Consider the following 22,259-nt stretch of genomic DNA (forward strand, 5'->3'; position numbering starts at 1 on the left):
GCGCGGCGGCTGCGCAGGCGTGATGCCGAGAGAACGCGAAAGCGCGAACCATCACCTAGCAGGAGAACCCGAGTGAACAATCGAACCCGGACGAAAGTCGACCCGATCACCCTTGCAGTCGTGCGCGGAGCACTCGAGACCACCCAGCGCGAGATGACGCTGACCCTGGAGAAGACGGCACGCTCGAGTGTCTTCAATGTCGCGCACGACTACAGCAACGCGCTGTTCAACCACCGCGCCGAGATGATCTTGCAAGGGCAGGACATCCCGATCCATCTAGGTGGCCTGATGCCGGCAATGAAGGCGGTCGCTGCGTACTTCGGCGACGACATTCACGAAGGCGACGTGATCTATCACAACGACCCCGTGATGATGGGCAGCCACATCCTCGACTGCTGCATGTACAAGCCCGTCTTCTACAACGGCGAGCTGGTCTTCTGGAGCGTCTGCAAGGGCCACGTCACCGACATCGGTGGCCCGGTGCCAGCGGGCTACAACCCCGATGCAAAAGAGATCTATGCCGAGGGCTTGCGCATCCCGCCGGTGAAGCTGTGGGAGAAGGGGCGGCCGCGCGACGACGTGATCAACTTCCTGCTTTCGAACGTGCGCTCGCGCCGCGACTGGGAGGGTGACCTTCGCGCGCAATACGGGGCAGTCTCGATCGGCGAGCGCAACCTGGTCGCACTGCTCGACAAGTACGGCGTCACGGAGGTGCAGGCGTGCGTCGATGAACTGCTCGACATGGCCGAGCGGTCGATGCGCGCACTGATCGCCTCGGTTCCGGACGGCACCTATGAGGCCAGCGCGGTGTTGGAGGATGCCGGGCATGGTCTGGGCGAGCTCTGCATCAAAGCCTCCGTGAGAATTCAGGGCGACAACTGCCATATACGCATCGACAGCCCGCCGCAGGTGCCCTACTTCATCAACAGCTACGAGGGCAACTCGCACTCCGGTGTGTATTTGGGCGTAATGATGTTTGCGAAAGTCGCGCCCCCCTACAACGAGGGCCTGTACCGCTGTATCCATCTCGATCTCGGCCCCAAGGGCACGCTATGTAACGCAGCGGAACCTGCGCCGCACGTGAACTGCACGACTACGCCGATGGAAACGCTCGCCGACGCGGTGCGCCTCGCGCTGGAGCAGGCATCACCCGAGCGCGCGGTGGGCTCATGGTGCCACTCCAGCGGCATCAACATCGCCGGGCGCGATACGCGCAATGAAGAGGAATACGTGACCATGGTCCTGGCGTCGCTGATCGGCGGAGCCGGCGCTACCGCGCACCAGGACGGATGGAACGCGGTCGGTCCCCAGTGCTGCTTTGGCGCGCTGACCTCCGGCGACATCGAGATCCTCGAGCACTCGTACCCGATCCAGATCCACCGCTACGGTCTGGTCAGCGACAGCGGCGGAGCGGGCAAGCATCGGGGCGGTTGCGCCACCGCGTGGGAGGTCGAGCCCCTCGACCATGAGATGACGGTGATCAGTTTCGGTGAAGGCCGCCACTATCCGGCATTGGGTGCGCAGGGCGCGGAAAGCGCGCGCGCCGACCTGAAGCTCGGCCGCGTCGAGCGCAAGGAGGGTGACGAGGTGGTCGAGGTGATGCGCAAGAACGCCATCCTCACGATCCGGCCCGGAGAGCGTGTCTCCACCGTGAACCCCGGCGGCGGCGGCTGGGGCCCACCCCTGGAGCGCGAGATCGACAGCGTCGTCCACGACGTGCGCAATGGCTATGTCTCGGCGCAAGCCGCCGAGCAGGAGTACGGCGTGATCGTCGATGCCGAAACCTGGGCCGGCCGCCCAACGCCTGAGCGCAGCGCCCGGCGCTGATCCTCCCGCTCCCGTCCGGTCCGCACGCCCGGTGCGTCGCGGCCTGGCAGAGCTCACCCCTCAACTTCGAGAGAGTAAGACATGACATATCGACTTGGCGTGGATGCCGGCGGCACCTTCACCGATTTCGTGCTGGCCGACAGCAAGGGCAGCATCCATCTCTTCAAGGCCACCTCGACCCCGGAGGACGGCACCCGGGCCATCGCCGAAGGCTTCGCGCAGATCTCCGAGAAGCTGGGCATCCCGATGTCCGACATCCTGGGCCAGACCGACCTGTGCGTGAACGGAACCACCGTCGGGCTGAACGCGCTCATCCAGCACAAGGGCGTCAAGACCGGCCTCATCTGCACGGCAGGCCACGAGGACTCGCTGGAGATCCGCCTGGGTCACAAGGAGGAGGGCTACCGCTACGACGACGCCTATCCGCCCGCGCGGATCCTCGTCGATCGACACCTGCGCGTGCCGGTGCGCGAACGCGTGCTCGCCGACGGCAGCGTGCGCACGCCGCTGAACGAGCAGGACGTTCGGGAGGCCTGCGAAGTGTTCAGGCGCGAGGGCGTGCGGGCGGTGGCGGTCTCGTTTCTCTGGAGCGTGGCCAACGACCAGCATGAGCGGCGGGCTGCGCAGATCGTGCGTGAGATGCTGCCCGAGGCGTATGTCTCCGTCGGCATCGAGGTGTTCCCGCAAATGCGCGAGTACACGCGCACCTCTACCGCGGTGGTCAACGCCTACCTGGGACCGGTGCTCAACACCTACGTCACCCGCATAGACAAGTTCTTCCAGGACAACGGCACTCGGGTGCCGGTGCGCTACTTCCAGTCCAACGGTGGCATGGCTTCGCGCGGCGTGATGGTGTCGCGCGCCGTCAACGCTATCAATTCCGGTCCAGCTTCGGCACCGATGGCCGGCCGGCACGTCGCGCAGCCCCTGGGCTTCGAGAACTTCATTACCGTCGACATGGGCGGCACCTCCTTCGACATCACCCTGACGCACCAGGGCAAGACTAATGTCACGAAGGACAACGACTTCCTTCGCTATCGAATCGGCACGCCCATGATCCAGGTCGAGACCTTGGGCGCGGGCGGCGGCTCGATCGGCTGGATCGACAGCATGGGCGTGCTCAATGTCGGTCCGCAATCGGCCGGCGCCACTCCGGGTCCGGCCTGCTACAAGCGCGGCGGCACGCTGCCCACGGTGACTGACGCGAACGTGGCGCTCGGTTACCTCAACCCCGAATCGCTGCTGGGAGGACGTCTTCCCATCGATGCCGCGGCATCGCGCGGGGCGATTGCGATGCATGTGGCCGAGAAGCTCGGCATCACCGTTGAGAAGGCCGCCTATGGCATCTTCAGCATCGTCAACAACAACATGGTCAATGGCATACGCCGCGTGTCGATCGAGCGTGGGTACGACCCACGCGACTTCGCACTGATCGGCGCCGGCGGTGCGACCGCGCTGCACATCACGGCGCTGGCGCGCGAGATCGGCATCCGCACGGTGCTTGTGCCCAAGCTGGCGTCGGGTCTGTGTGCATTCGGCCAGATCCTCTCGGACGTCAAGTACAACTACATGGCCGCGATGCCGATGAGGCTCGACGAGCGCGCCGACCTCGCCCGTGTGGAGCAGCGCTTTATCGAACTGGAGCGCGACGGCGCGGCCGCGCTGAATTCGGAAGGCATCTCGCGCGACCGCATTGCCTTCAAACGCAGCATCGACATGCGCTATGTCGGCCAGGTCCATGAATGCTCGGTCGACATCGGCGACATCGCGGTGGGCACCGTCACCATCGAGTCGATCAAGGCAGCCTTCCACCGGTTGCACAGGCAGCTGTTCACGTACGACGAGCCCGACAGCCTGATCGAGATCGTCAACATCGAGACGACAGTGCTCGGCAAGACCGATCTGTTGAGTCCTGCGCAACTGCCCAAGGGTGATCAGGCGTCCGAGGCGATCAGGACGCGCAGGCCAATGATCTTCGGGGCCGATGCGGCCGCGATCTCGACGGCTGTCTACGACGGCACGCGACTTGGCGCTGGCGACGTCATCGATGGCCCGTCGGTGATCGAGGAACCAACCACGACGATCGTGGTACAGCCGGGCTGGCAGGCGCGACTGGATTCCACCGGCTGCTACGTGATCAGTGCGCAGGAGTGATCATGGCCAACCCGATTGCGCCTTCCGCGCCGGGAGCGACCGCTGCAGGGCTGCAGGCCTGCGGCATCGACGTCGCCTTTGCCGGGCTGCGCGCCCTGAACGCAGTCGATCTGCGCGTGCCTCCTGCGACCATCGTCGGCCTGATCGGGCCCAACGGCGCGGGCAAGACCACGATGGTCAATATATTGACCGGATTCCAGGCACCCAGCGACGGCGAGGTCCGACTCGACGGCAAGTCGCTCGCCGGCGTTAGCGCGGTCGATTTCCGTCGACGCGGGATTGCCCGGACCTTCCAGGGCGGGCGACTGTTCCGTGACCTCGGCGTGCTCGACAACCTCGAGGTGACCGGCATCGGACTCGGCCTGTCACGTCGGGTGGCACGCGTGGAAGCGTCGCAAGTGCTCGAAGCGATGGGACTCGGCGCATTGGCCGCCCAGCAAGCCGGCGCGCTGCCGTACACCGACGAGCGCCGTATCGCAATCGCTCGCGCGATCGTCGGGCGCCCGCGCTATCTGCTGCTGGACGAGCCCGCCGCAGGCATGAGCGAGCACGAGGCCGGGGAACTGAGCGAGCTCATCGCGCGGCTGGTGCGCGAACTGGGCTGCGGCGTGCTGTTGATCGAGCACAACGTTCGCATGGTGCTGGACACCTGCAGCCACATCGTCGTTCTCGATTCGGGGCAGGTGATCGAGTCGGGAGATCCGCGCACTGTCAGCCAGAGCGAGCGTGTGCGCCATGCCTACATGGGGACAACTGCTGATGTGCATGGCGGTGTCGAATCCGTCGAACGAGAAAGGGAGGTTGCCGCATGACCTATCTGCTGGAGATCCGCGACCTGCAAGTCCGGTATGGCGGTATTGCCGCACTGCGTGGCCTCGACTTGACCCTCGAAGCCGGTGAGACCCTGATGGTCACCGGCCCCAACGGCGCCGGCAAATCGACGCTGATGAAGGCGATCGCTGGGCTGGTCAAGCCGGGTGCGGGCCGCATTGACTTCGACGGCCACCTGGTCACGGGACGCGCTCCTGAGACGATTGCGGCGCTCGGCTTTTCGATGGTGCCCGAGGGGCGCCAAGCCTTCGGATCAATGACCGTGCTCGAGAACCTGCGAATCGGCACAGGCATGCGGCGCGACAGGCTCGCGGTGGCGGCCGACCTCGAGTACGTGATGGAGCTCTTCCCGATGCTGCGAGATCGCGCTCACGTGCAGGCGGGATTGTTGTCGGGTGGACAGCAGCAAATGCTGGTGATCGCCCGCGGCTTGATGGCAGGCCCCCGGCTTCTGGCGATCGATGAGCCCTCGCTCGGCCTTGCGCCCAATGTGACCGACCAGGTCTACGAGGCGCTGATGCGGCTAAGGCGCGATCGGCAGCTCAGCCTGTTGATCGTCGAGCAGAGCTCAACCCGAGCCGTGATGACGGGTGCACGCATGCTGATGCTGCGCGAGGGCCGTTCCGTACTGGAGGGGGACCCGCGCACGCTGACGGCCGATGCGATGCGGCAAGCCTATTTCGGGCTCGAGGCCGTCTGAGGAGATGCGATGAACACCTTGATGCAATACCTGTTCGACGCGCTCAGCACGGGCAGCCTCTACGCGCTGGGAGCACTGGGTATCGCGCTGATCTTCGGCGTGATGCGGCTGGTCAATTTCGCGCATGGCGACTTCATCACGTTCTCGGTGTTCGTGCTGGTGACTCCGACCACCGAAGCGGTGGCGCCGCTCCTCGTCGGCGCCTGGCCGACTGCGTTGCTGGTGGCCGGCATGCTCGGTACCGGGGCAGCGCTTGCTGTCGCGTGCGAACTGCTCGTGTTCCGTCATCTGCGTCGCGCAGCACCGGCGGCGACCATGGTCACTTCGTTCGCGCTCGGCTTCGTCATCCAGAACATCCTGCTGGTGATGCACAGCAGCCGTCCAAAGGCGATCAATCTCTGGCCGGCGCTGAACCTACCGGTGGACCTGTTTGGCGCACGCGTTCCCGCATTGCAGTTGCTCACCGTGGGCGTCGCCATCGTGCTGCTGGCGGGCCTCGCATGGATGCTCAGGCGCACGCGGATCGGCCTTGAAATGCGTGCTGCGGCCGAAGACTTCAACATGGCGCGCGGGCTGGGCGTACGCGCCAACCGGGTGATCCTGGCCGCCTTCGCGATGAGCGGCGCCTTGGCCGCACTGATCGGATTGCTGATGGTGAACCAGACGGGCCTGGTCGACGTCCGCATGGGAGCTCCGATGATGCTCGTGGCCTTCGTCGCTACCGTGATCGGCGGCTTGGGAAGCCTGCTCGGCGCGGTCCTCGGCGGTCTTCTGATCGGCGTCGCCAGCACACTGCTGCAGGCCGGACTGCCGTTCGACGCGCGCCCTTTCCGGGATGCCTTCGTCTATCTGGCCGTGATCGCACTGCTGCTGTGGCGGCCCAACGGGCTGTTCGTGACCGGTGCAATGCGCCAGCGCATCTGAGTCCCCATACACGAAAGCCTGTCATGTCATCTGCCATTGATCATCGTCGCCTCTCGACTCCGGTCATCCTCTGCCTTGGGCTGTTCGTCATAAGTGCCTCGGTCGCGCTTCTCGGCTCGGATGGGCTGCAACGCACTGCGACGGAAATGCTGATCCGTGTCGTCACGGTCGTCGGTCTCTACATCTTCATTGGCCATTCCGGCGTGATGAGCTTCGGCCATATCGCGTTCATGGGCGTCGGCGCCTACGGTGTGGCTTGGACCTCGATGGATCCCAGCCTGAAGCAGTACGTGCTGACCGGCTTGCCCGGATTTCTCAAGCATGCCGCGCTTCCCTGGATTCCGGCTTCGTTGGTGTCAGCACTGTTGGCCGCGCTCGTGGCACTGGCAGTGGGCAGCGTGATCCTGCGACTGGTCGGCATCGCTGCTTCCATCGCGACCTTCTCGTTGCTTGCCATCTTCAACGTGGTCTATTCCAACTGGGACTCGGTGACCGCCGGAACCAGCTCGATCGTCGGCATCCCGACTCCGGTGGGCCTTTGGGAGGCGCTTGGCTTTGCCTGCGCGGCTGTCGCCATTGCCCATGCCCATGCGGTGTCGCGCCATGGGCTGGCGTTGCGTGCCGTGCGCGAGGAGCCAGTCGCGGCGCGCAGTTGCGGAGTTGACGCCTACTGGCAGCTACTGGTGGCGTTCGTGCTCAGCGCCTTCGTCTGCGGCCTGTCGGGTGCGCTCGATGCGCAGTATCTCGGGGTGGTCAACCCTGACGCGTACTACCTCGGGCGCACCTTCGTCTGCCTGGCCATGCTGGTAATCGGCGGTGTCTCCAGCCTCTCGGGCGCGGTGACCGGCGCCGTGGTGATCTCGGCTTTGATCGAATTTCTGGTGCGCCTCGAGAAGGGATTCTCCATCGGCTCGTACCTGCTTCAGGCGCCGAACGGTACCCAGGAGATCATGGTCGGCCTGGCCATGATCGTCACTCTGATTCTGCGCCCGCGCGGCCTCCTCGGACGACATGAGTTTGGCTGGCGCTGCGCCGCGACCAATACGCAAAGCCCTGTGGCGGTTCCCCTCGTTTCCCCCCGTTCGGCCTGACGGCCATCTTTTCTGCCTCGTTAGCACGGGGCATTTCGTTCATTCAAGGAGATCACATGTCACTGAAGCAATCGATGCGCGCGCTGGCTGCGACGCTGGTCCTCGGTGCGGCGGCGCTCGGCGCCTCTGCGCAGAACGGCGACATCGTCGTCGGCTTCGCCAATGCCAAGTCGGGATGGATGGAGGCTTACGACACGCCGGCGCGTCGCGCCGCCTTGTTGAAGATCGACGAAATCAACGCGGCCGGCGGCTTGCTCGGGCGCAAGATCAAGGTCGTCGAGGCCGACACCAAGACCGATCGCGCGCAAAGTGCCAAAGCCGGTCTGGAGTTGCTCGACGCGGGCGCGGACCTGGTTGTGGTGAGCTGCGACTACGACTTCGGTGCGCCTGCGGCCCTCGAAGCGCAGAAGAAGGGGAAGGTCTCGTTCTTCCTGTGCGCGGAGGACGTCAAGGCCGGCATTCAGGGGGTGGGCAAGAACGCCTTCAGCTCGTCGGTGCTCGCGGCCGTGCAGGGCGCGACGATGGCCGAGTGGTCTTACAACAAGCGCCATGTGCGCAACGCCTTCGTTCTGCTCGACACCACCATCGAGTACAACAAAGGCACCTGTACGGGATTCGACTGGATGTTCCCGCAGCTGCAGGGCGCCGCGATCGTCGGGCGCGACACCTTCAAGAACGGTGATGCTTCGATTGCCGCGCAGGTCTCGCGCATCAAGGCGCTGCCCAAGGAGCCCGACGCAATCATGCTGTGCTCGTACATCCCGGGCGCAGCCAGCGCGGTTCGCCAGATTCGCGCTGCCGGCATCAACTCGATCATTCTCAACGGCGCGGCGGTCGACGGCAGCTACTGGCTGGAAACGGTTCCTGGGCTGACCAACTTCGTCGTGCCGGTTCAGGGCTCGATTTATGGCGACGATCCGAATCCGAAAGTCGAAGAGTTCAACAAGGCCTTCGCCAGGAAATACGGTGCGCGGCCTTCGAGCACCTACGTCTATCCAGGCTACACGCTGATCGAGGTGTGGGCCAAGGCCGTCGAGCGGGCGAAGAGCCTCGACGCCGCGAAGGTCACCGCCGAGTTGGAAAAGATGCGCGCTGAACCGACGCTCTTCGGGTCGCGCACCTTCACCAGCGAAATCCACCATCAGAACCAGGCGCGCCTGCTGATCGCCGAGGTCAAGACCGGCAAGCCAGGCATCGTGGACGACTGGACGATCTCGAAGCCCGTTCCGCTCGAAGTACTGCTGAAGAAGTGAATGCCACCCTCCAACATCCAAGCTACCAATCCATCATGAACGCCATCCTCCAGCCTATCTCTGTGCCATCGCCAACCAACGACGTGCTGATGGCGCGACGACATACCAGCGTGGCGCGCGGCATCGGCAACGCCCACGCGATCTTCGCGGCGCACGCCGACAATGCGCTGGTCTGGGACGTCGAGGGCAGACGCTACATCGACTTCTGTGCCGGCATTGCAGTCGTCAACACCGGCCATCGCCATCCGCGGGTGATGAGCTCTCTGTTCGCACAGGCGGAGCACTTCACCCATACCTGCTTCCAGGTGGTGGCTTACGAGAGCTATGTCGCGCTGGCCGAGCGGCTGTGCCAACTCGCGCCCGGGGAAGGCCCTAAGAAAGCCTTCTTCATGAGCACCGGTGCCGAAGCGGTGGAAAACGCCGTCAAGGTCGCGCGTCGCGCCACCGGCCGGCAGGCGGTTATCGCCTTCGAGGGCGGCTTTCATGGGCGCACCCTGCTGACCATGGCCCTCACTGGCAAGGTGGAACCCTACAAGTCGGGCTTTGGGCCCTTGCCTGCAGATGTCTACCATGTGCCCTATCCGAGCGAGGTGCACGGCATCACGCTGTCGGACAGCCTCTCGGCCATCGATCGGTTGTTCAAGCACCACGTCGAGGCGGCTCGCGTGGCGGCGCTGATCGTGGAGCCGGTGCAGGGGGAGGGTGGCTACCTGCCGGCACCAGAGGGCTTCCTCGCGGCGCTGCGCGAGTTGTGCGACCGGCATGGCATCCTGATGATCGCCGACGAGATCCAGACTGGCATCGGTCGCACTGGGCGCATGTTTGCGGTCGAGCATTCGGGCGTCGTTCCCGACCTCATCACATTGGCCAAGGGGCTCGGCGGCGGCACGCCGATCTCTGCCGTGGTAGGGCGCGCGGACGTGATTGACGCCGTGCCGCCCGGCGGGCTGGGCAGCACTTACGCAGGTTCGCCGCTGGCGTGCGCCGCGGCACTTGGGGTGCTCGATGCGATAGAGGCCGAGGGCCTGCTGCGTCGCAGCCGGACCATCGGCGAGCGCCTGCGTGCGCGGATGCGTGGGATGGCGATGGCATATCCGTGCATTGCGGACGTGCGCGGCCTGGGCGCGATGACTGCCATCGAGTTCTGTCATGCCGGCCAGATCGATCAGCCTGCCGCCGACATCGCTACAGCACTCAAGAGCGAGGCGGCCCGTCGTGGTCTGCTCCTGTTGACCTGCGGCAACCACGGCAACGTCGTGCGGGTGATGGTTCCCCTGACTATTCCGGATGAACAACTCGACGAGGGCCTCGACATCTTCGAGGCGTCGCTCGCCGCCATCCCGCCGAGATAGGAGTTACCTGCCGCGCACCGGACGCAGCATGTCGCTTGGCGCGTGTCCAAACTTCTTTCGGAACGCGTGAGTGAATTGGGCGTGGTCGCTGAAGCCCGCGCCATAAGCGATCTGCGCTACCGAGGTTTGTCCATTGGCGCGGCTGAGCGCCTCATGGGCCGACTGAAGGCGCAGCTCGCGGATCCACTGCGAGACGGATTGCCCCGTGTCCTTGAACAACAGGTGAAGATAGCGCAGCGATATGCCACTCGCCTGTGCGATGCGTTCAGGGGACAGATCGGGATCGGACAGATGCTGGCGTACATGGGCCTCGATTCGCGCGAGGTGCGCGTCCCGCACCGCCGATTGCGAGGACTGAAGCGCGTCCGGGTGCTGCTGAAGGCTGATCGCCAGGAGATCGATCAGCTGGGTCGCCATCAGCCCTCGCACACTGGCATCGTGGTCGATCTCGCAATGATTCGCCATCAGCTGCAGATAGTCGTTGAACAGCCGCCCAACGCCCTGCCGGCTGTCGTACTGCCGCGCGCAGAACCGGCTCGGCTCCCCGATGCGCGCCTTCAGGGCCGAGACGGGCACCTTGAGCACCCACATCGCGTTGTCCTGCCCATAGCCGAAGTCGTAAGGCTCCTCGCTCAACTCGAGCAGGAACTGGCCTGGCGAACACCGTGTGGTGCGCCCGAGCTGCGAGAACTCGACTTCGCTTTTGAATGGCACGGTCACGAGCACTTGGCGTTCTTGCACAGCGCAATGCTGTCGTAGTCGGCGGTAGACAAGCCCGCTGGATTGAAGCCGCGAGAGCTGTAGGCCATTCAGGTCCCAGATGTCGATCTGCCCGTCGAAATGATGTGCGTCGGGGAAGGACAGCTGGAGGTTGAAATAAGCATCGGCAATGACATCGCGCCAGTAGCCAAACTCATGGCTTTCCGGGAGGTCTCTGGTCGAGAAGCTCTTGTGCATCGTGGCCCTCCGCTCCTGACAAATGTGGCGAGCGGCCGCAGGAAGGACTCTGTGAATTATGCAGGGCAGGACGATGGATGCCCGAGCTCCGGTGGCGGTAGTAACCCCTAGTCCCAAGTTCCTGCGCCACACCGAGCGCAGGCTGAAATCATCGTCGCGTGGAGCAAGTCCGCAGGTTTCTCAGGATGAATGGGGCGCCAGGACTTCTTCTATCTCGCTTGGCGCGACAGGGGCGTCGCGGACGGCAGCAAATCATCGGTAGCGTCGCTTACGAGGAGGTCAGGCCACGCGAACTGGCGAATACCGTTGTGCAGCGTGTGCGGCCAGTTTGACAGGAACCGCCAACTACTCCTGTCCGCCGCGAAGCGGCCGCGAACTGACCGCGCCTGGCACGATCTACACGTCGAGCTGTTCAGCAATATCCAAAGCGTCGTCGACCTCGATGCCAAGGTACCTGACGGTGCTCTCGAGTCAAGGAGTCGCGGGTTGTCTGGGTGATCTCGAACTGAACTGGCCGCTGAGTCTTCCGTTGCATGACCGTTGCGCGATTGGCCACTCGGTCGCCATGGCAGATGTCACGCACGCACAGCGAGACTAGGTCACAGCCCCGTAGCTTGCTGTCGAAGCCGAGGTTGAAGAGTGCCAGATCTCGGACACGCTTGCGCATCTCCAAATGTGTTCGAATGGCCCAGACTTCTTTTGCCTTGAGCGGTGCCTTCTGGCCAATCAGCTTTCCCTTGTTCCAAGGTCCACGGGCGGAGGTGTTGTGCGATTCCATGATGCACTCCTTCTCAATGGGATGGCAATGCCATCCTCCACCGAGGCCGCAGCCACCTGCGGCTGCTCTCTGGAGCCGTCCACCATCTTGAATACTACCGACAAGCCCAGAACAAGAGGCGACGTCGCCACATGCTCACTGTAGGCAATGTGACGTCCGGTAAGGCCCGCTGATACCTGACACAGCGGTCCGCTCACGATCGGCATCCAGACGCCGTCACTGGGACTTCGAAGGGGCGGCTATCGGCAGGTGGGCGCCCTTTGCAGACGTGCCGTGGTTTTGGGGTGCCGTCGCCTTGCTTGGCATGATGGCCTGACCGGGCGGTCAAGCACGCCTTGGAAATTGCTTGATTCCAGTCGTTTGAGGCGCAGCCGCGCGGCTGCATTGCAAACCCCAGAACTGAGATGCTTGCATGGGATACCTTGCGGGTCCCTCCCGGGGATTGGCAGTAACCCGCTCTGGACTGCACCACGACGCAGCCGTGAAGCGTGGGTTATCAAAGGCTCTTCAATCCGCCCATGCACAGGTACTTCACCACCACGTAGTCGTCGATCCCATATGAGGAGCCTTCGCGGCCCAGACCCGACTGCTTCACGCCGCCAAAAGGCGCCACCTCGTTGGAGATCAGGCCGGTGTTGATGCCGACCATGCCGTATTCCAGCGCCTCGGCCACGCGCCAGATGCGGGCGATGTCGCGGCTGTAGAAATAGCTGGCCAGGCCGAACTCGGTGTCGTTGGCCATCTGCACCACTTCGGCGTCGGTGCGGAAGCGGAACAGCGGCGCGAGCGGGCCGAAGGTTTCCTCGCGTGCCACCAGCATGTCCGTGCTGGCGTCGGCCACCACGGTGGGCTCGAAGAAGGTATGGCCGAGTGCGTGGCGCTTGCCACCGGTCAACACTTTGCCGCCTTTGGCGAGGGCGTCGGCGATGTGCGACTCGACCTTGTCCACCGCAGCTTCGTCGATCAGCGGGCCCTGTTCGACGCCGGGCTCGGTGCCCGCGCCCACCTTCAGCGCCTGCACGGCCTTGACGAGCTTGGCGGCGAAAGCGTCGTACACGCCGTCCTGCACATAGAAGCGGTTGGCGCAGACGCAGGTCTGGCCGGCATTGCGGTACTTGGAGGCAATGGCACCGGTCACGGCTTCGTCCAGGTCGGCGTCGTCGAAGACGATGAAGGGCGCGTTGCCGCCCAGTTCGAGCGACAGTTTCTTGATGCTCGGCGCGCTCTGCGCCATCAGCAGGCGGCCGACCTCGGTGGAGCCGGTGAAGCTGAGCTTGCGCACGATCGGGTTGGCGGTCAGTTCGCCGCCGATGGCGCGTGCATCGCCCGTCAACACGCTGAACACGCCGGCCGGCACACCGGCCTCTTCGGCCAGCACCGCCAGCGCGAGCGCGGAAAACGGCGTGCCTTCGGCGGGCTTGAGCACCATGGTGCAGCCAGCGGCCAATGCGGGCCCGGCCTTGCGGGTGATCATCGCGGCCGGGAAGTTCCAGGGCGTGATGGCGGCGCAGACGCCGATCGGCTCCTTCACGACCAGCAGTCGCTTGTCATTCGCCGGCGACTGGAGCGTGTCGCCGTTGACGCGTTTGCCCTCTTCGGCGAACCACTCGATGAACGACGCAGCGTAGGCGATCTCGCCCTTGGCTTCGGCCAGCGGCTTGCCCTGTTCGGCCGTCATGATGGCAGCCAGGTCGTCGGCGTTGGCCAGCATCAGGTCATTCCATCGGCGCAGGATGGCGCTGCGCTCCTTGGCCGTCTTGCGGCGCCATCCCGTCCAGGCGGCCTGCGCGGCCAGGATCGCGCGGCGGGTCTCGGCTGCGCCCATCTGGGGCACATGGCCGAGGACGTCGCCGGTCGCCGGGTTCGTCACGGCAAAGCTGGACCCGCTGTCTGCATCGCACCAGCGGCCATCCAGGTAAGCCTGCTGGCGGAAGAGTTCGGGCTTGCGGAGTTTCAACATACAAATCCTTCAGTCAATCAAGTCGGGGGGCGCGCATCACCCTCCACGTCTGGCGGCACGACCGCGCAGCCATTCGAGCGCGAGCAGGAGACAGGTGGAGAACAGGATCAGGATGGTCGCCAGCGCGGCAATCGTCGGGCTGATGTTTTCCCGGATGCCGGTGAACATCTGGCGCGGCAGCGTCACCTGCTCGGCACCGGCCAGGAACAGCGTGACCACCACTTCGTCGAACGAGGTGGCGAAAGCGAACAGCGCGCCCGAGATGACGCCCGGCGCGATCAGCGGCAGGGTGATGCGGAAGAAGGTGGTGAGACGCCCCGCACCCAGGCTCAGGCTGGCACGCACCAGGTTGTGGTTGAAGCCCTGCAGCGTGGCGAGCACAGTGGTGACGACGAACGGCGCACCGAGTGCGGCATGGGCCAGGATGAGCGCGGTGTAGCTGTCCGACAGGCCCAGTGGCGCGAAGAACAGATACATGCCCACGCCGACCACGATCACCGGCACCACCATCGGAGAGATCAGCACGGCCATCAGCAGGCCCTTGCCGCGGAACTCGGCCTTGCTGAGGCCAGTGGCTGCCAAGGTGCCGAGCACGGTGGCGATGAGGGTGGCGGCCGGTGCCACGATGAAGCTGTTCTTGGCCGCGCGCATCCACTCCTCGGCTTCGAACAGGTTCTGGTACCAGCGCATCGAGAAGCCGGTGATCGGATAGGCCAGAAAGCTGCTGTCGCTGAAGGACAGGGGCACGATGGCCAGGATCGGCAGCACCAGGTACAGCAGCACCAGCGCGCACAGGCCACGCAGTGCGTAGTACCAGACCCGCTCGGCCAGCGAGGTGTAGGGCGGGAAGGTGGGGAGCAGCGTGCGCATCGGGTTCACCTCACATTGGCGTTGGCATTGGTCTTGGAGATGCGCTGGTAGACCGCGTACAGCACCAGTGTGGCGACCAGCAGCAGGGCGCCGAGCGCGCAGGCCATGCCCCAGTTGACGGCCTGGTTGGTGAAGTAGGCGATGTAGTAGCTCACCATCTGGTCGCCCGGCCCGCCGAGCAGCGCGGGCGTGATGTAGTAGCCGATGGCGGTGATGAACACCAGCAGCACGCCGGCGGCGATGCCGGCATAGGTCTGCGGCACGTAGACACGCCAGAACGCGGCGAACGGGTGGCTGCCCAGCGAGATGGCCGCGCGCTGGTAGGTCGGCGGAATGGCCTTCATCACGCTGTACAGCGGCAGGATCATGAATGGCAGCAGGATGTGCACCATGGAGATGGTCACGCCGGTGCGGTTGAACAGCAGTGCCAGTGGCGCGTTCGTGATGCCCAGCGCCATCAACCCGGTGTTGACCAGGCCCGACTGCTGCAGCAGCACTACCCAGGCGGCGATGCGCACCAGCACCGACGTCCAGAACGGGATCAGTACGCAGATCATCACCAGGTTGGCCTGGCGCGCCGGCAGGGTGGAAGCCCAATAAGCCAGCGGAAACGCGATCAGCAACGCCAGGCCGGTGGTCAGCGCGCCGATCCACAGCGTGCGGCCGAAGATGTCGAGGAAGATGGCGCTTTCTGGCGGAGCCTTGTGGATGTTGCCGAAGTTGTCCTGCTGCAGGTCGAGGGAGGCCAGCAGGAAGAAGGGCGTGGTGCGGCTGCCGTTCTTGGCGATGGCCTGCCAGTAGGGCAATTCGCCCCAGCGCGGGTCGATGGCGATCAGGGCTTCCCTGGCGTGTGTCGCATCACTGTCGACCGGCATGGCGCGCGCGGTCTTGATGACCAGCGAGCGGTAGCCGCTGATCTCGTTGTTGAGCCGGCGAGCGAGTTCGCCTGCGCTGTTGCCTTGGCGGGCGGTGGCCAGGTCGGTGGCCAAGGCACTGTAGGCGGCATCGGGCGGCAGAGCCCGGCGGTCCCACTTGGCGAGCACGGCCACGGTTTGCGGCAGTGCGTTCGGAATCTCGGGGCTGGATACGGCACGCTGCAGCAGCGCGGCGATGGGGACGGCGAACACCACCAGCAGAAACAGCGCGAGCGGGGCGATCAGCGCGAGCGCTGATGCCCTCTTGCGCATCTCGGCGCGGCGCAGCTCCTGCTTGAGCTGCCGCTGGCTGGCGGCCGTCGCTGTAGTGGAGGTGGGCTCGTCGTTCATGGTCGGGGCGGACGCGGCACCGCCCGGCGGCGATGGCGGCAGGGCGATGACGGCGCTCATCTTGGCAGTCTTGACAAGTGACCGGCTTACTTGGCAGCCCAGGCGGCGAAGCGCTGCTGCAGCTCTTCACCGTGGTCGGTCCAGAAGGTGCCGTCGAACAGCACCGCGTTCTTGCTGTTGGCCGGCGCGTTAGGCATGTCGGCCAGGGTCTTGGCGTCTAGCAGCTTGATGGCGGCCTGGTTCACCGGACCGTAGGCGATGTTCTTCGCATAGGCGGCCTGCTGCGCCGGCGCCACGCTGAAGGCGATGTAATCGAGCGCCAGGTCCTTGTTGGGCGAGCCCTTGGGGATCGCCCAGTAGTCGAGGTCATAGATACCGCCGTCCCACACCACGTTCAGCGCCTTGCCTTCGCGGCGCGCGGCGTCGATGCGGCCGTTGTAGGCGGTGCTCATCACCACGTCGCCAGCCACCAGGAACTGCGGCGGCTGCGCGCCGGCTTCCCACCACTGGATGTAGGGCTTGATCTCGTCGAGCTTCTTGAAGGCGCGGTCCACGCCTTCCTTGGTGGCCAGCACCTTGTACACGTCCTTTGCGGGCACGCCGTCGGCCATCAAGGCGAATTCGAGGTTGTACAGCGCGGTCTTGCGCATGCTGCGCTTGCCGGGGATCTTCTTCACGTCCCAGAAGTCCTTCCAGCCGGTGGGCGCGGTCTTGAGCTTGTCGCTGTCGTAGGCCAGCACGGTGGACCAGACGAAGATGCCGATGCCGCATTCCTGCGGGGCTCCGGGGATGAAGCTGCTCTTCGCGCCGATCTTGCTGTAGTCGAGCTTCTCGTACAGGCCTTCGTCGCAGCCGCGCGCCAGGTCGCCGGTTTCCACTTCGACCAGGTCCCAGGTCACGCGCTTGGCTTCGACCATGGCTTTCACCTTGGCCTGTTCGCCGTTGTACTCGACACCGACGATCTTGTTGCCGGTCTGTTTCTCATAGGGCTGGCTGAATGCCACTTTCTGGGCATTGCCGTTGGCGCCGCCGAAGTTGACGACGGTCAGGTCCTTGGCACTGACCGAGCCACAGGTCAGCAGCACGGCAGCCGCGGCGGAGTAGAGGGTGAAGCGTTGCATGGTGATTGCCTTTCAGTTTTGGCGGGGGCGGCGGGAAGAAGACTCAGGAGAAGATGCGCAGGTGTGCGGGTTCGAATGCGAGGGCGACTGGTTGCCCCGGCGCGAGACTCGCCAGCGCGGGCGTGTCGAGCGGCACCTTGACGAAGCATTGCGGCTGGTCGGCGAAGTCGCACTGCAGGCGTACGTGGTCGCCGAAATAGATGATGCCGGCGGCTCTGCCGCGCAGGATGTTGACGGCTGCCGCGGTGTCGGCTGCGTCCACCAGCCGCATGCGTTCGGGGCGGATGCTGGCGGTGGCCGACTGGCCCGGCGTCGCTTCGCCAATGCGCATGCCGAACAGCACATCGCCGCCGGGCAGCTTCAGCGTGCAGCGGTCGCCGTCGCGCTGGTCGATCTGGCCTTGCAGGCGGTTGCTGTCGCCGATGAAGCCGGCCACGAAAGCGTTGCCTGGGGTTTCATACAAGGCGCCGACGGGATCGATCTGCTGGATGATGCCCTGGTCGAACACGGCCACGCGGTCCGACATGGTGAGTGCCTCGCCCTGGTCGTGCGTGACGTAGACGAAAGTCACGCCGAGCTGGCGGTGCAGCGCCTTGAGTTCGAGTTGCATGTGCTCGCGCAGCTGCTTGTCGAGCGCGCCGAGCGGTTCGTCCATCAGCACCAGCTTCGGCTTGAACACCAGCGCGCGGGCCAGGGCGATGCGCTGTTGCTGTCCGCCCGACAGTTGTGCCGGGAAACGTTCGCCGAAGGCTTCCATGCGCACCATCTGCAAGGCTTCGTGCACCTGGCGCCGGCGCGCCTCGCCACCGATGCCGCGCACCTGCAGCGGGTAGCCCACGTTCTGGGCGACCGTCATATGCGGGAACAGCGCATAGTTCTGGAACACCATGCCGATGTTGCGCTTGTGCGGCGGCACGCGGTTGAGCAGCTTGCCGTCAAGCCGGATCTCGCCGCTGGTGGGGAATTCGAACCCGGCCAGCATCATCAGGCAGGTGGTCTTGCCCGAACCCGAAGGGCCGAGCAAGGTGAGGAATTCACCACGGTAGATGTCCAGGTCGAGCTGTTTGACGACCAGGTTTTCTCCATCGTAGGTCTTCTTCACGCCGCGAAAGCTGACGAGGACGTCGTTGTCGCTGGGGTTGTCGTTGCGCATGATGAGGGTCCCCGGGGTTGGCTTCAGACTTGGCGCAGCGCGCCTTCCAGGATGTCCAGCGCCTCGTCGAAGGTGGCGTCGGCGATGGTCAGCGGAAACAGGAAACGGATCACATTGCCATAGGTGCCGCAGCTCAGCAACAGCAGGCCATGGGCCAGCGCGTGTGACTGCACCTTGCGCAGGAATTCGACGTCGGGCTCGCCGGTGGTGGGGTGGCTGAACTCCACCGCCACCATGGCGCCAGGGCCGCGCACGTCGGTGATCTGCGGCACTTCCTTGCGGATGCGGTTGAGCCGGGCCTTGAGCTTCTCTCCAAGGCCTTGCGCACGCTCGACCAGCCGCTCCTCGGCGATCGCGTCGAGCACGGCATGCGCTGCGGCCACCGCCAGCGGGTTGCCCGCATAGGTGCCGCCCAGGCCGCCGGGCTGCGCGGCGTCCATCAGCTCGGCGCGGCCGCACACCGCCGACAGCGGCATGCCGCCGGCCAGGCTTTTCGCCAGCGTCATCAGGTCGGGCAGCACGTCAAAGTGCTCCATGGCGAACAGCTTGCCGGTGCGGGCGAAACCGGTCTGCACCTCGTCGGCGATCAGCAGGATGCCGTTCTGGTCGCACACCGCGCGCAGGGCGCGCATGAATTCGGGCGGCACCATGTAGAAGCCGCCTTCGCCCTGCACCGGCTCGATGATGATGGCCGCCACACGGGTGGCGTCAATGTCGGCCTTGAACAACTGCTGCAGGGCCTTCAATGCCGCCTCCACCGTCACGCCGTGCAGCGCGTTTGGCAGGGGCGCGTGGTAGATGTCGCTGGGGAAGGGGCCGAAGCCGACCTTGTATGGGGCGACCTTGCCGGTCAGCGCCATGCCAAGCAGGGTGCGGCCATGGAAGCCGCCGCCGAAGGCGATCACGCCGGGGCGGCCGGTGGCGGCACGGGCGATCTTGACGGCGTTTTCCACCGCCTCGGCGCCGGTGCTGAAGAACGCGGTCTTCTTGGCATGGGTGCCAGGTGTGATGCTGTTGATGCGCTCGGCCAGTTCCACGTACGAGGCGTAGGGCACGACCTGGTAGGCGGTGTGGGTGAAACGGTCGAGTTGTGAGCGGATCGCGGCGACCACTTTCGGGTGGCGGTGACCGGTGTTGAGCACGGCGATGCCGGCGCCGAAGTCGATGTAGCGGCGGCCTTCCACGTCCCACAGCTCGGCGTTCTCGGCGCGGTCGGCGTAGAAGTTGCACATCACGCCCACGCCGCGCGGGGTGGCGGCGTCTTTGCGTTGTTGCAGTGTCTGGTTGTTCATTGGGTGGTCCTCGGTTCGGCTGGCATCGGTTGAAGCGTGGCCGCAGTGTCGAGACTTTCGGTCCTATACTGAAGAGCCATTTCGAGCGTTCTCATGGAACCACTTTCTAGGGGTAAGCATGGACTCCATCCTGTCCGATTGGCTGCTTGAGCGTCTGGACACCGCTGCCGAGGAGCCGGCCTACCGCCAGTTGTTCCGCCTGCTTCAGCAGGCCATCCTCTCCGGGCGGCTGGCCGCCGGTGCCAAGTTGCCGTCCTCGCGCACATTGGGTGCCGATCTCTCGATTGCGCGCAACACCGTGATCCAGGTCTACGAGCAACTGCTGGCCGAGGGTTACGTCGAAACCCAGAGCGGCAGCGGCACCTACGTGGCCGACACTTCGCCCGACCGCGTGGACGAAGGACAGGGCGGCGCGTCGCGCCGCGCCGTGCGCGACCGCCACCAGCTGTCGGCGCGCGGCAAGCGCACCATCGAACTCAGCGGCGTGTCCAAACTGCAGTGGGGTGCCTTCATGCCCGGCGTGCCGGACGTGAACGAGTTCCCGTTCAAGTCATGGAACCGCCTGCAAGCCCGCATCTGGCGCGACCCCAAGCCTGAACTCCTGACCTACGCGCCCGGTGGCGGCTACCGGCCGCTACGCCGCGCCCTGGCCGATTACCTGCGCGTGGCCCGCTCGGCCAACTGCCAGCCCGAGCAGATCGTCATCACGACGGGCATCCACCAGTCTGTGGACCTGGCGGTGCGCCTGCTCTGTGACGTGGGCGACCAAGTGTGGATCGAGGAGCCGTGCTACTGGGGGCTGCGCGGCATCCTGCTGTCGTCCGGGCTGAAGCTGACGCCGATACCGGTCGACGCCGAGGGTATGAACCCCGACGCGAAACACTTGGCGAGCCCACCGCGGCTGATCATCTGCACGCCTTCGCACCAGTACCCGCTGGGCATGGTGATGAGCCTGGCGCGGCGGCGCATGCTGCTGGAGTACGCGCGCCAGCACAACTGCTGGATCATCGAGGACGACTACGACAGTGAATTCCGCTTCGGCATCCGCCCGCTGGCCTCGTTGCAGGGGCTGGACAACAACGGGCAGGTGATCTACCTGAGCAGCTTCAGCAAGACCCTGTTTCCCGGCATGCGCGTTGGCTACATGGCCGTGCCGGCGCCGCTGGCCGACCTGTTCTCGCTCGGCCTGGCCGAGCTCTACCGCGAAGGCCAGCTGATGCAGCAGGCGGTGCTGGCGGAGTTCATCAACGAGGGTTACCTCACCTCGCATATCCGGCGCATGCGCGGCCTGTACGCCGAGCGGCGCAGCCTGCTGATCGCCGCCGTCGAGCGCCGCTTCGACAAGGTCTTGCCCGTAATGGGCGATGAGGCTGGCCTGCATCTGGTGCTGGGCCTGCCGCATTTGCGCGACGACTGGGCGGTGTGCCGCAAGGCCATGGAGCGCGGCATCATCGCCCGGCCCCTGAGCGCCTACTACAGCACGGCCAAGGCCGCCCAGGCCGGGCTGCTGCTGGGCTACGGCTGCGTGCCGAGCGAGAAGATCGGGCCGGCATTCGAGATCCTGGCCGACGTGGTGGAAGAGATCAGCGGCGCGGCGCACGAGCCGCGGCGCAAGGCGGCATGAATTGGAGAGCACCCAATGCGATCAGCGAGCGGAAACTCAATTACCCGAACAAGCGTTCCGTCCGACGCGTCGGTATGGGTGGATCCTCCACACGTGGGCAGAGGAAACTGGCTTGGATACCGTCGAGTACGGAACGCATTCGCTGCGGCGTTCAAGGGCATCAATGATCTACAAGAAGACGAAGAACCTGAGGCAGTGCAGGCCGTGGAGTTCTACCGCTGGCTGGTCCCCGCTGCTCAGGTGCAGCGCCGTCGGCGAACTCATGGCTTTCCAGAACGCCGGTGGGGGACACCTCACACTTGCGGCCAATGGTTTCTATTGGCGATGCGCCTTTCCTCCGAATGCTCCGGCCGCGGTCGAAGTGCGACGCGGTATGGCTGGCACGCGAACGCGAGAACCACAGCCGGGTGAGGTGCGCCTTGCCTGCACGGGGGAACCAGGTGCCCTGTGGCGCCATAGCGGTTTCGCGCCGCAGAAGCTAATTGATGTTGGATTCGCTGCCATGGTCTACGACCATGCTGGCTACTACCTGCTGACAGAAGACGCAGGCACCCTCGCATGGCTTTCGCGGTCGAAGGTATCTCTCAATCCGAACGCATAGGCGACCATGACGTTCGCATCGGCGGGGCAGTCGGCATCGAAAATCGACCGTTACGACGTGGGCCTAGGATGAGCCCGGCGCGACCTGGCGTTGCGCTATCTGGCCCAGCCCGACTACAGCCTCACGCGCGTTTTGGAGGAGCTCGGCTATGGCCAGCTCAGCTCGTTCACCCGCTGGTTCATCAGTCAGTTCGAGCAGACGCCTTCCGAATTCGATACTTCCAGGGCACGGTCGCCAAAGGGCAGGGCTATGACTGCAATGCCTCGGGACCGGCGGTTGATGCCGGGGCGTCCATCGCTGTTGAGCGACCGGTGTCGGGCCTCACAGCGTGAATTCACGCCGTGGCAGTCAAGGACCGCAAACGCTGCTGGAGCCTGTGTGAGAACGGCCGCCATGGCGGTCACGCGCGCCAGTAGGCGATCGCCGGCCATGGTGGTCGTCCAGTAGTACGGCGAGGCCGAGATGCTCGCTTGAGGTTGGAAGGGGCCGTTTACGACATAAATGGG

18 protein-coding genes and 1 pseudogene are annotated in these 22,259 nt (G+C 65.0%); 11 read left to right on the forward strand and 8 right to left on the reverse strand.

Annotation, left to right across the window (positions count from 1 at the left end):
- Positions 1–72 precede the first annotated feature (72 nt).
- The 8 genes from capB (at position 73) to gabT (ending at position 10,132) form a co-directional block, all read left to right on the forward strand.
- Complete coding sequence (gene capB / locus WKW77_RS23110) at positions 73–1,827, forward strand: caprolactamase subunit beta (RefSeq protein ID WP_340359227.1); 1,755 nt, start codon at positions 73–75, stop codon at positions 1,825–1,827.
- Positions 1,828–1,908: 81 nt separating this feature from the next.
- Positions 1,909–3,981: a caprolactamase subunit alpha gene (gene capA, locus WKW77_RS23115; protein ID WP_340359228.1), complete on the forward strand. Its 2,073-nt coding sequence runs from the start codon at positions 1,909–1,911 to the stop codon at positions 3,979–3,981.
- A 2-nt stretch (positions 3,982–3,983) separates the two neighbouring features.
- Entirely contained in the window at positions 3,984–4,793 is an 810-nt protein-coding gene (locus WKW77_RS23120; RefSeq protein WP_340359229.1) for an ABC transporter ATP-binding protein, read from the forward strand.
- On the forward strand, positions 4,790–5,512 hold the full coding sequence (locus WKW77_RS23125; protein WP_340359230.1) for an ABC transporter ATP-binding protein: 723 nt from the start codon (positions 4,790–4,792) through the stop codon (positions 5,510–5,512). Before WKW77_RS23120 ends, WKW77_RS23125 begins: the two co-directional genes overlap by 4 nt.
- Positions 5,513–5,521: 9 nt before the next feature.
- Positions 5,522–6,436, forward strand: coding sequence for a branched-chain amino acid ABC transporter permease (locus tag WKW77_RS23130; protein WP_340359231.1), 915 nt, complete (start codon positions 5,522–5,524; stop codon positions 6,434–6,436).
- A gap of 23 nt (positions 6,437–6,459) precedes the next feature.
- Positions 6,460–7,527, forward strand: coding sequence for a branched-chain amino acid ABC transporter permease (locus tag WKW77_RS23135; protein ID WP_340359232.1), 1,068 nt, complete (start codon positions 6,460–6,462; stop codon positions 7,525–7,527).
- Positions 7,528–7,583: 56 nt separating this feature from the next.
- Positions 7,584–8,780 (forward strand): ABC transporter substrate-binding protein, encoded by a 1,197-nt coding sequence (locus tag WKW77_RS23140; RefSeq protein WP_340359233.1) that lies wholly within the window; start codon positions 7,584–7,586, stop codon positions 8,778–8,780.
- 35 nt (positions 8,781–8,815) lie between these two features.
- Positions 8,816–10,132, forward strand: a complete 1,317-nt coding sequence (gene gabT, locus WKW77_RS23145) for a 4-aminobutyrate--2-oxoglutarate transaminase (protein WP_340359234.1) — start codon at positions 8,816–8,818, stop codon at positions 10,130–10,132.
- A gap of 3 nt (positions 10,133–10,135) precedes the next feature.
- Here gabT and WKW77_RS23150 read toward each other — a convergent pair whose 3' ends face one another.
- The 8 genes and pseudogenes from WKW77_RS23150 to WKW77_RS23185 all read right to left on the reverse strand — a co-directional run bounded on the left by WKW77_RS23150 (position 10,136) and on the right by WKW77_RS23185 (position 19,528).
- Positions 10,136–11,089, reverse strand: a complete 954-nt coding sequence (locus WKW77_RS23150; RefSeq protein ID WP_340359235.1) for an AraC-like ligand-binding domain-containing protein — start codon at positions 11,087–11,089, stop codon at positions 10,136–10,138.
- A 472-nt stretch (positions 11,090–11,561) separates the two neighbouring features.
- Positions 11,562–11,867 (reverse strand): annotated as a pseudogene (locus tag WKW77_RS23155) (site-specific integrase); the annotation flags it as partial.
- Positions 11,868–12,363: 496 nt separating this feature from the next.
- Positions 12,364–13,827, reverse strand: coding sequence for an NADP-dependent succinate-semialdehyde dehydrogenase (gene gabD, locus WKW77_RS23160; protein WP_340359236.1), 1,464 nt, complete (start codon positions 13,825–13,827; stop codon positions 12,364–12,366).
- 36 nt (positions 13,828–13,863) lie between these two features.
- Positions 13,864–14,697 (reverse strand): ABC transporter permease, encoded by an 834-nt coding sequence (locus tag WKW77_RS23165; protein WP_340359237.1) that lies wholly within the window; start codon positions 14,695–14,697, stop codon positions 13,864–13,866.
- 5 nt (positions 14,698–14,702) lie between these two features.
- The gene (locus WKW77_RS23170; protein WP_340359437.1) at positions 14,703–15,962 is read right to left on the reverse strand and encodes an ABC transporter permease; all 1,260 of its coding nucleotides are present in this window, start codon (positions 15,960–15,962) and stop codon (positions 14,703–14,705) included.
- Positions 15,963–16,048: 86 nt separating this feature from the next.
- A complete protein-coding gene (locus tag WKW77_RS23175) occupies positions 16,049–17,083 on the reverse strand; it encodes an ABC transporter substrate-binding protein (protein WP_340359238.1) in 1,035 nt (344 codons plus the stop codon).
- 43 nt (positions 17,084–17,126) lie between these two features.
- Entirely contained in the window at positions 17,127–18,236 is a 1,110-nt protein-coding gene (locus WKW77_RS23180; protein ID WP_340359239.1) for an ABC transporter ATP-binding protein, read from the reverse strand.
- Positions 18,237–18,259: 23 nt separating this feature from the next.
- Entirely contained in the window at positions 18,260–19,528 is a 1,269-nt protein-coding gene (locus WKW77_RS23185; RefSeq protein WP_340359240.1) for a 4-aminobutyrate--2-oxoglutarate transaminase, read from the reverse strand.
- Between the two features lie 118 nt (positions 19,529–19,646).
- On the opposite strand from WKW77_RS23185, the gene pdxR reads away from it, so the two are divergent.
- The 3 genes from pdxR to WKW77_RS23195 all read left to right on the forward strand — a co-directional run bounded on the left by pdxR (position 19,647) and on the right by WKW77_RS23195 (position 22,200).
- Positions 19,647–21,152 (forward strand): MocR-like pyridoxine biosynthesis transcription factor PdxR, encoded by a 1,506-nt coding sequence (gene pdxR / locus WKW77_RS23190; RefSeq protein ID WP_340359241.1) that lies wholly within the window; start codon positions 19,647–19,649, stop codon positions 21,150–21,152.
- Between the two features lie 262 nt (positions 21,153–21,414).
- Positions 21,415–21,753 carry a N,N-dimethylformamidase beta subunit family domain-containing protein gene (locus WKW77_RS35000; protein WP_422823255.1) on the forward strand — a complete coding sequence of 113 codons (339 nt, stop codon included), beginning with the start codon at positions 21,415–21,417 and terminating at the stop codon, positions 21,751–21,753.
- An 84-nt stretch (positions 21,754–21,837) separates the two neighbouring features.
- The gene (locus WKW77_RS23195; RefSeq protein WP_340359438.1) at positions 21,838–22,200 is read left to right on the forward strand and encodes a helix-turn-helix transcriptional regulator; all 363 of its coding nucleotides are present in this window, start codon (positions 21,838–21,840) and stop codon (positions 22,198–22,200) included.
- The last annotated feature ends 59 nt before the right edge of the window (positions 22,201–22,259 follow it).

Source organism: Variovorax ureilyticus, assembly GCF_037889935.1.
GTDB classification, from domain to species: domain Bacteria; phylum Pseudomonadota; class Gammaproteobacteria; order Burkholderiales; family Burkholderiaceae_C; genus Variovorax; species Variovorax ureilyticus.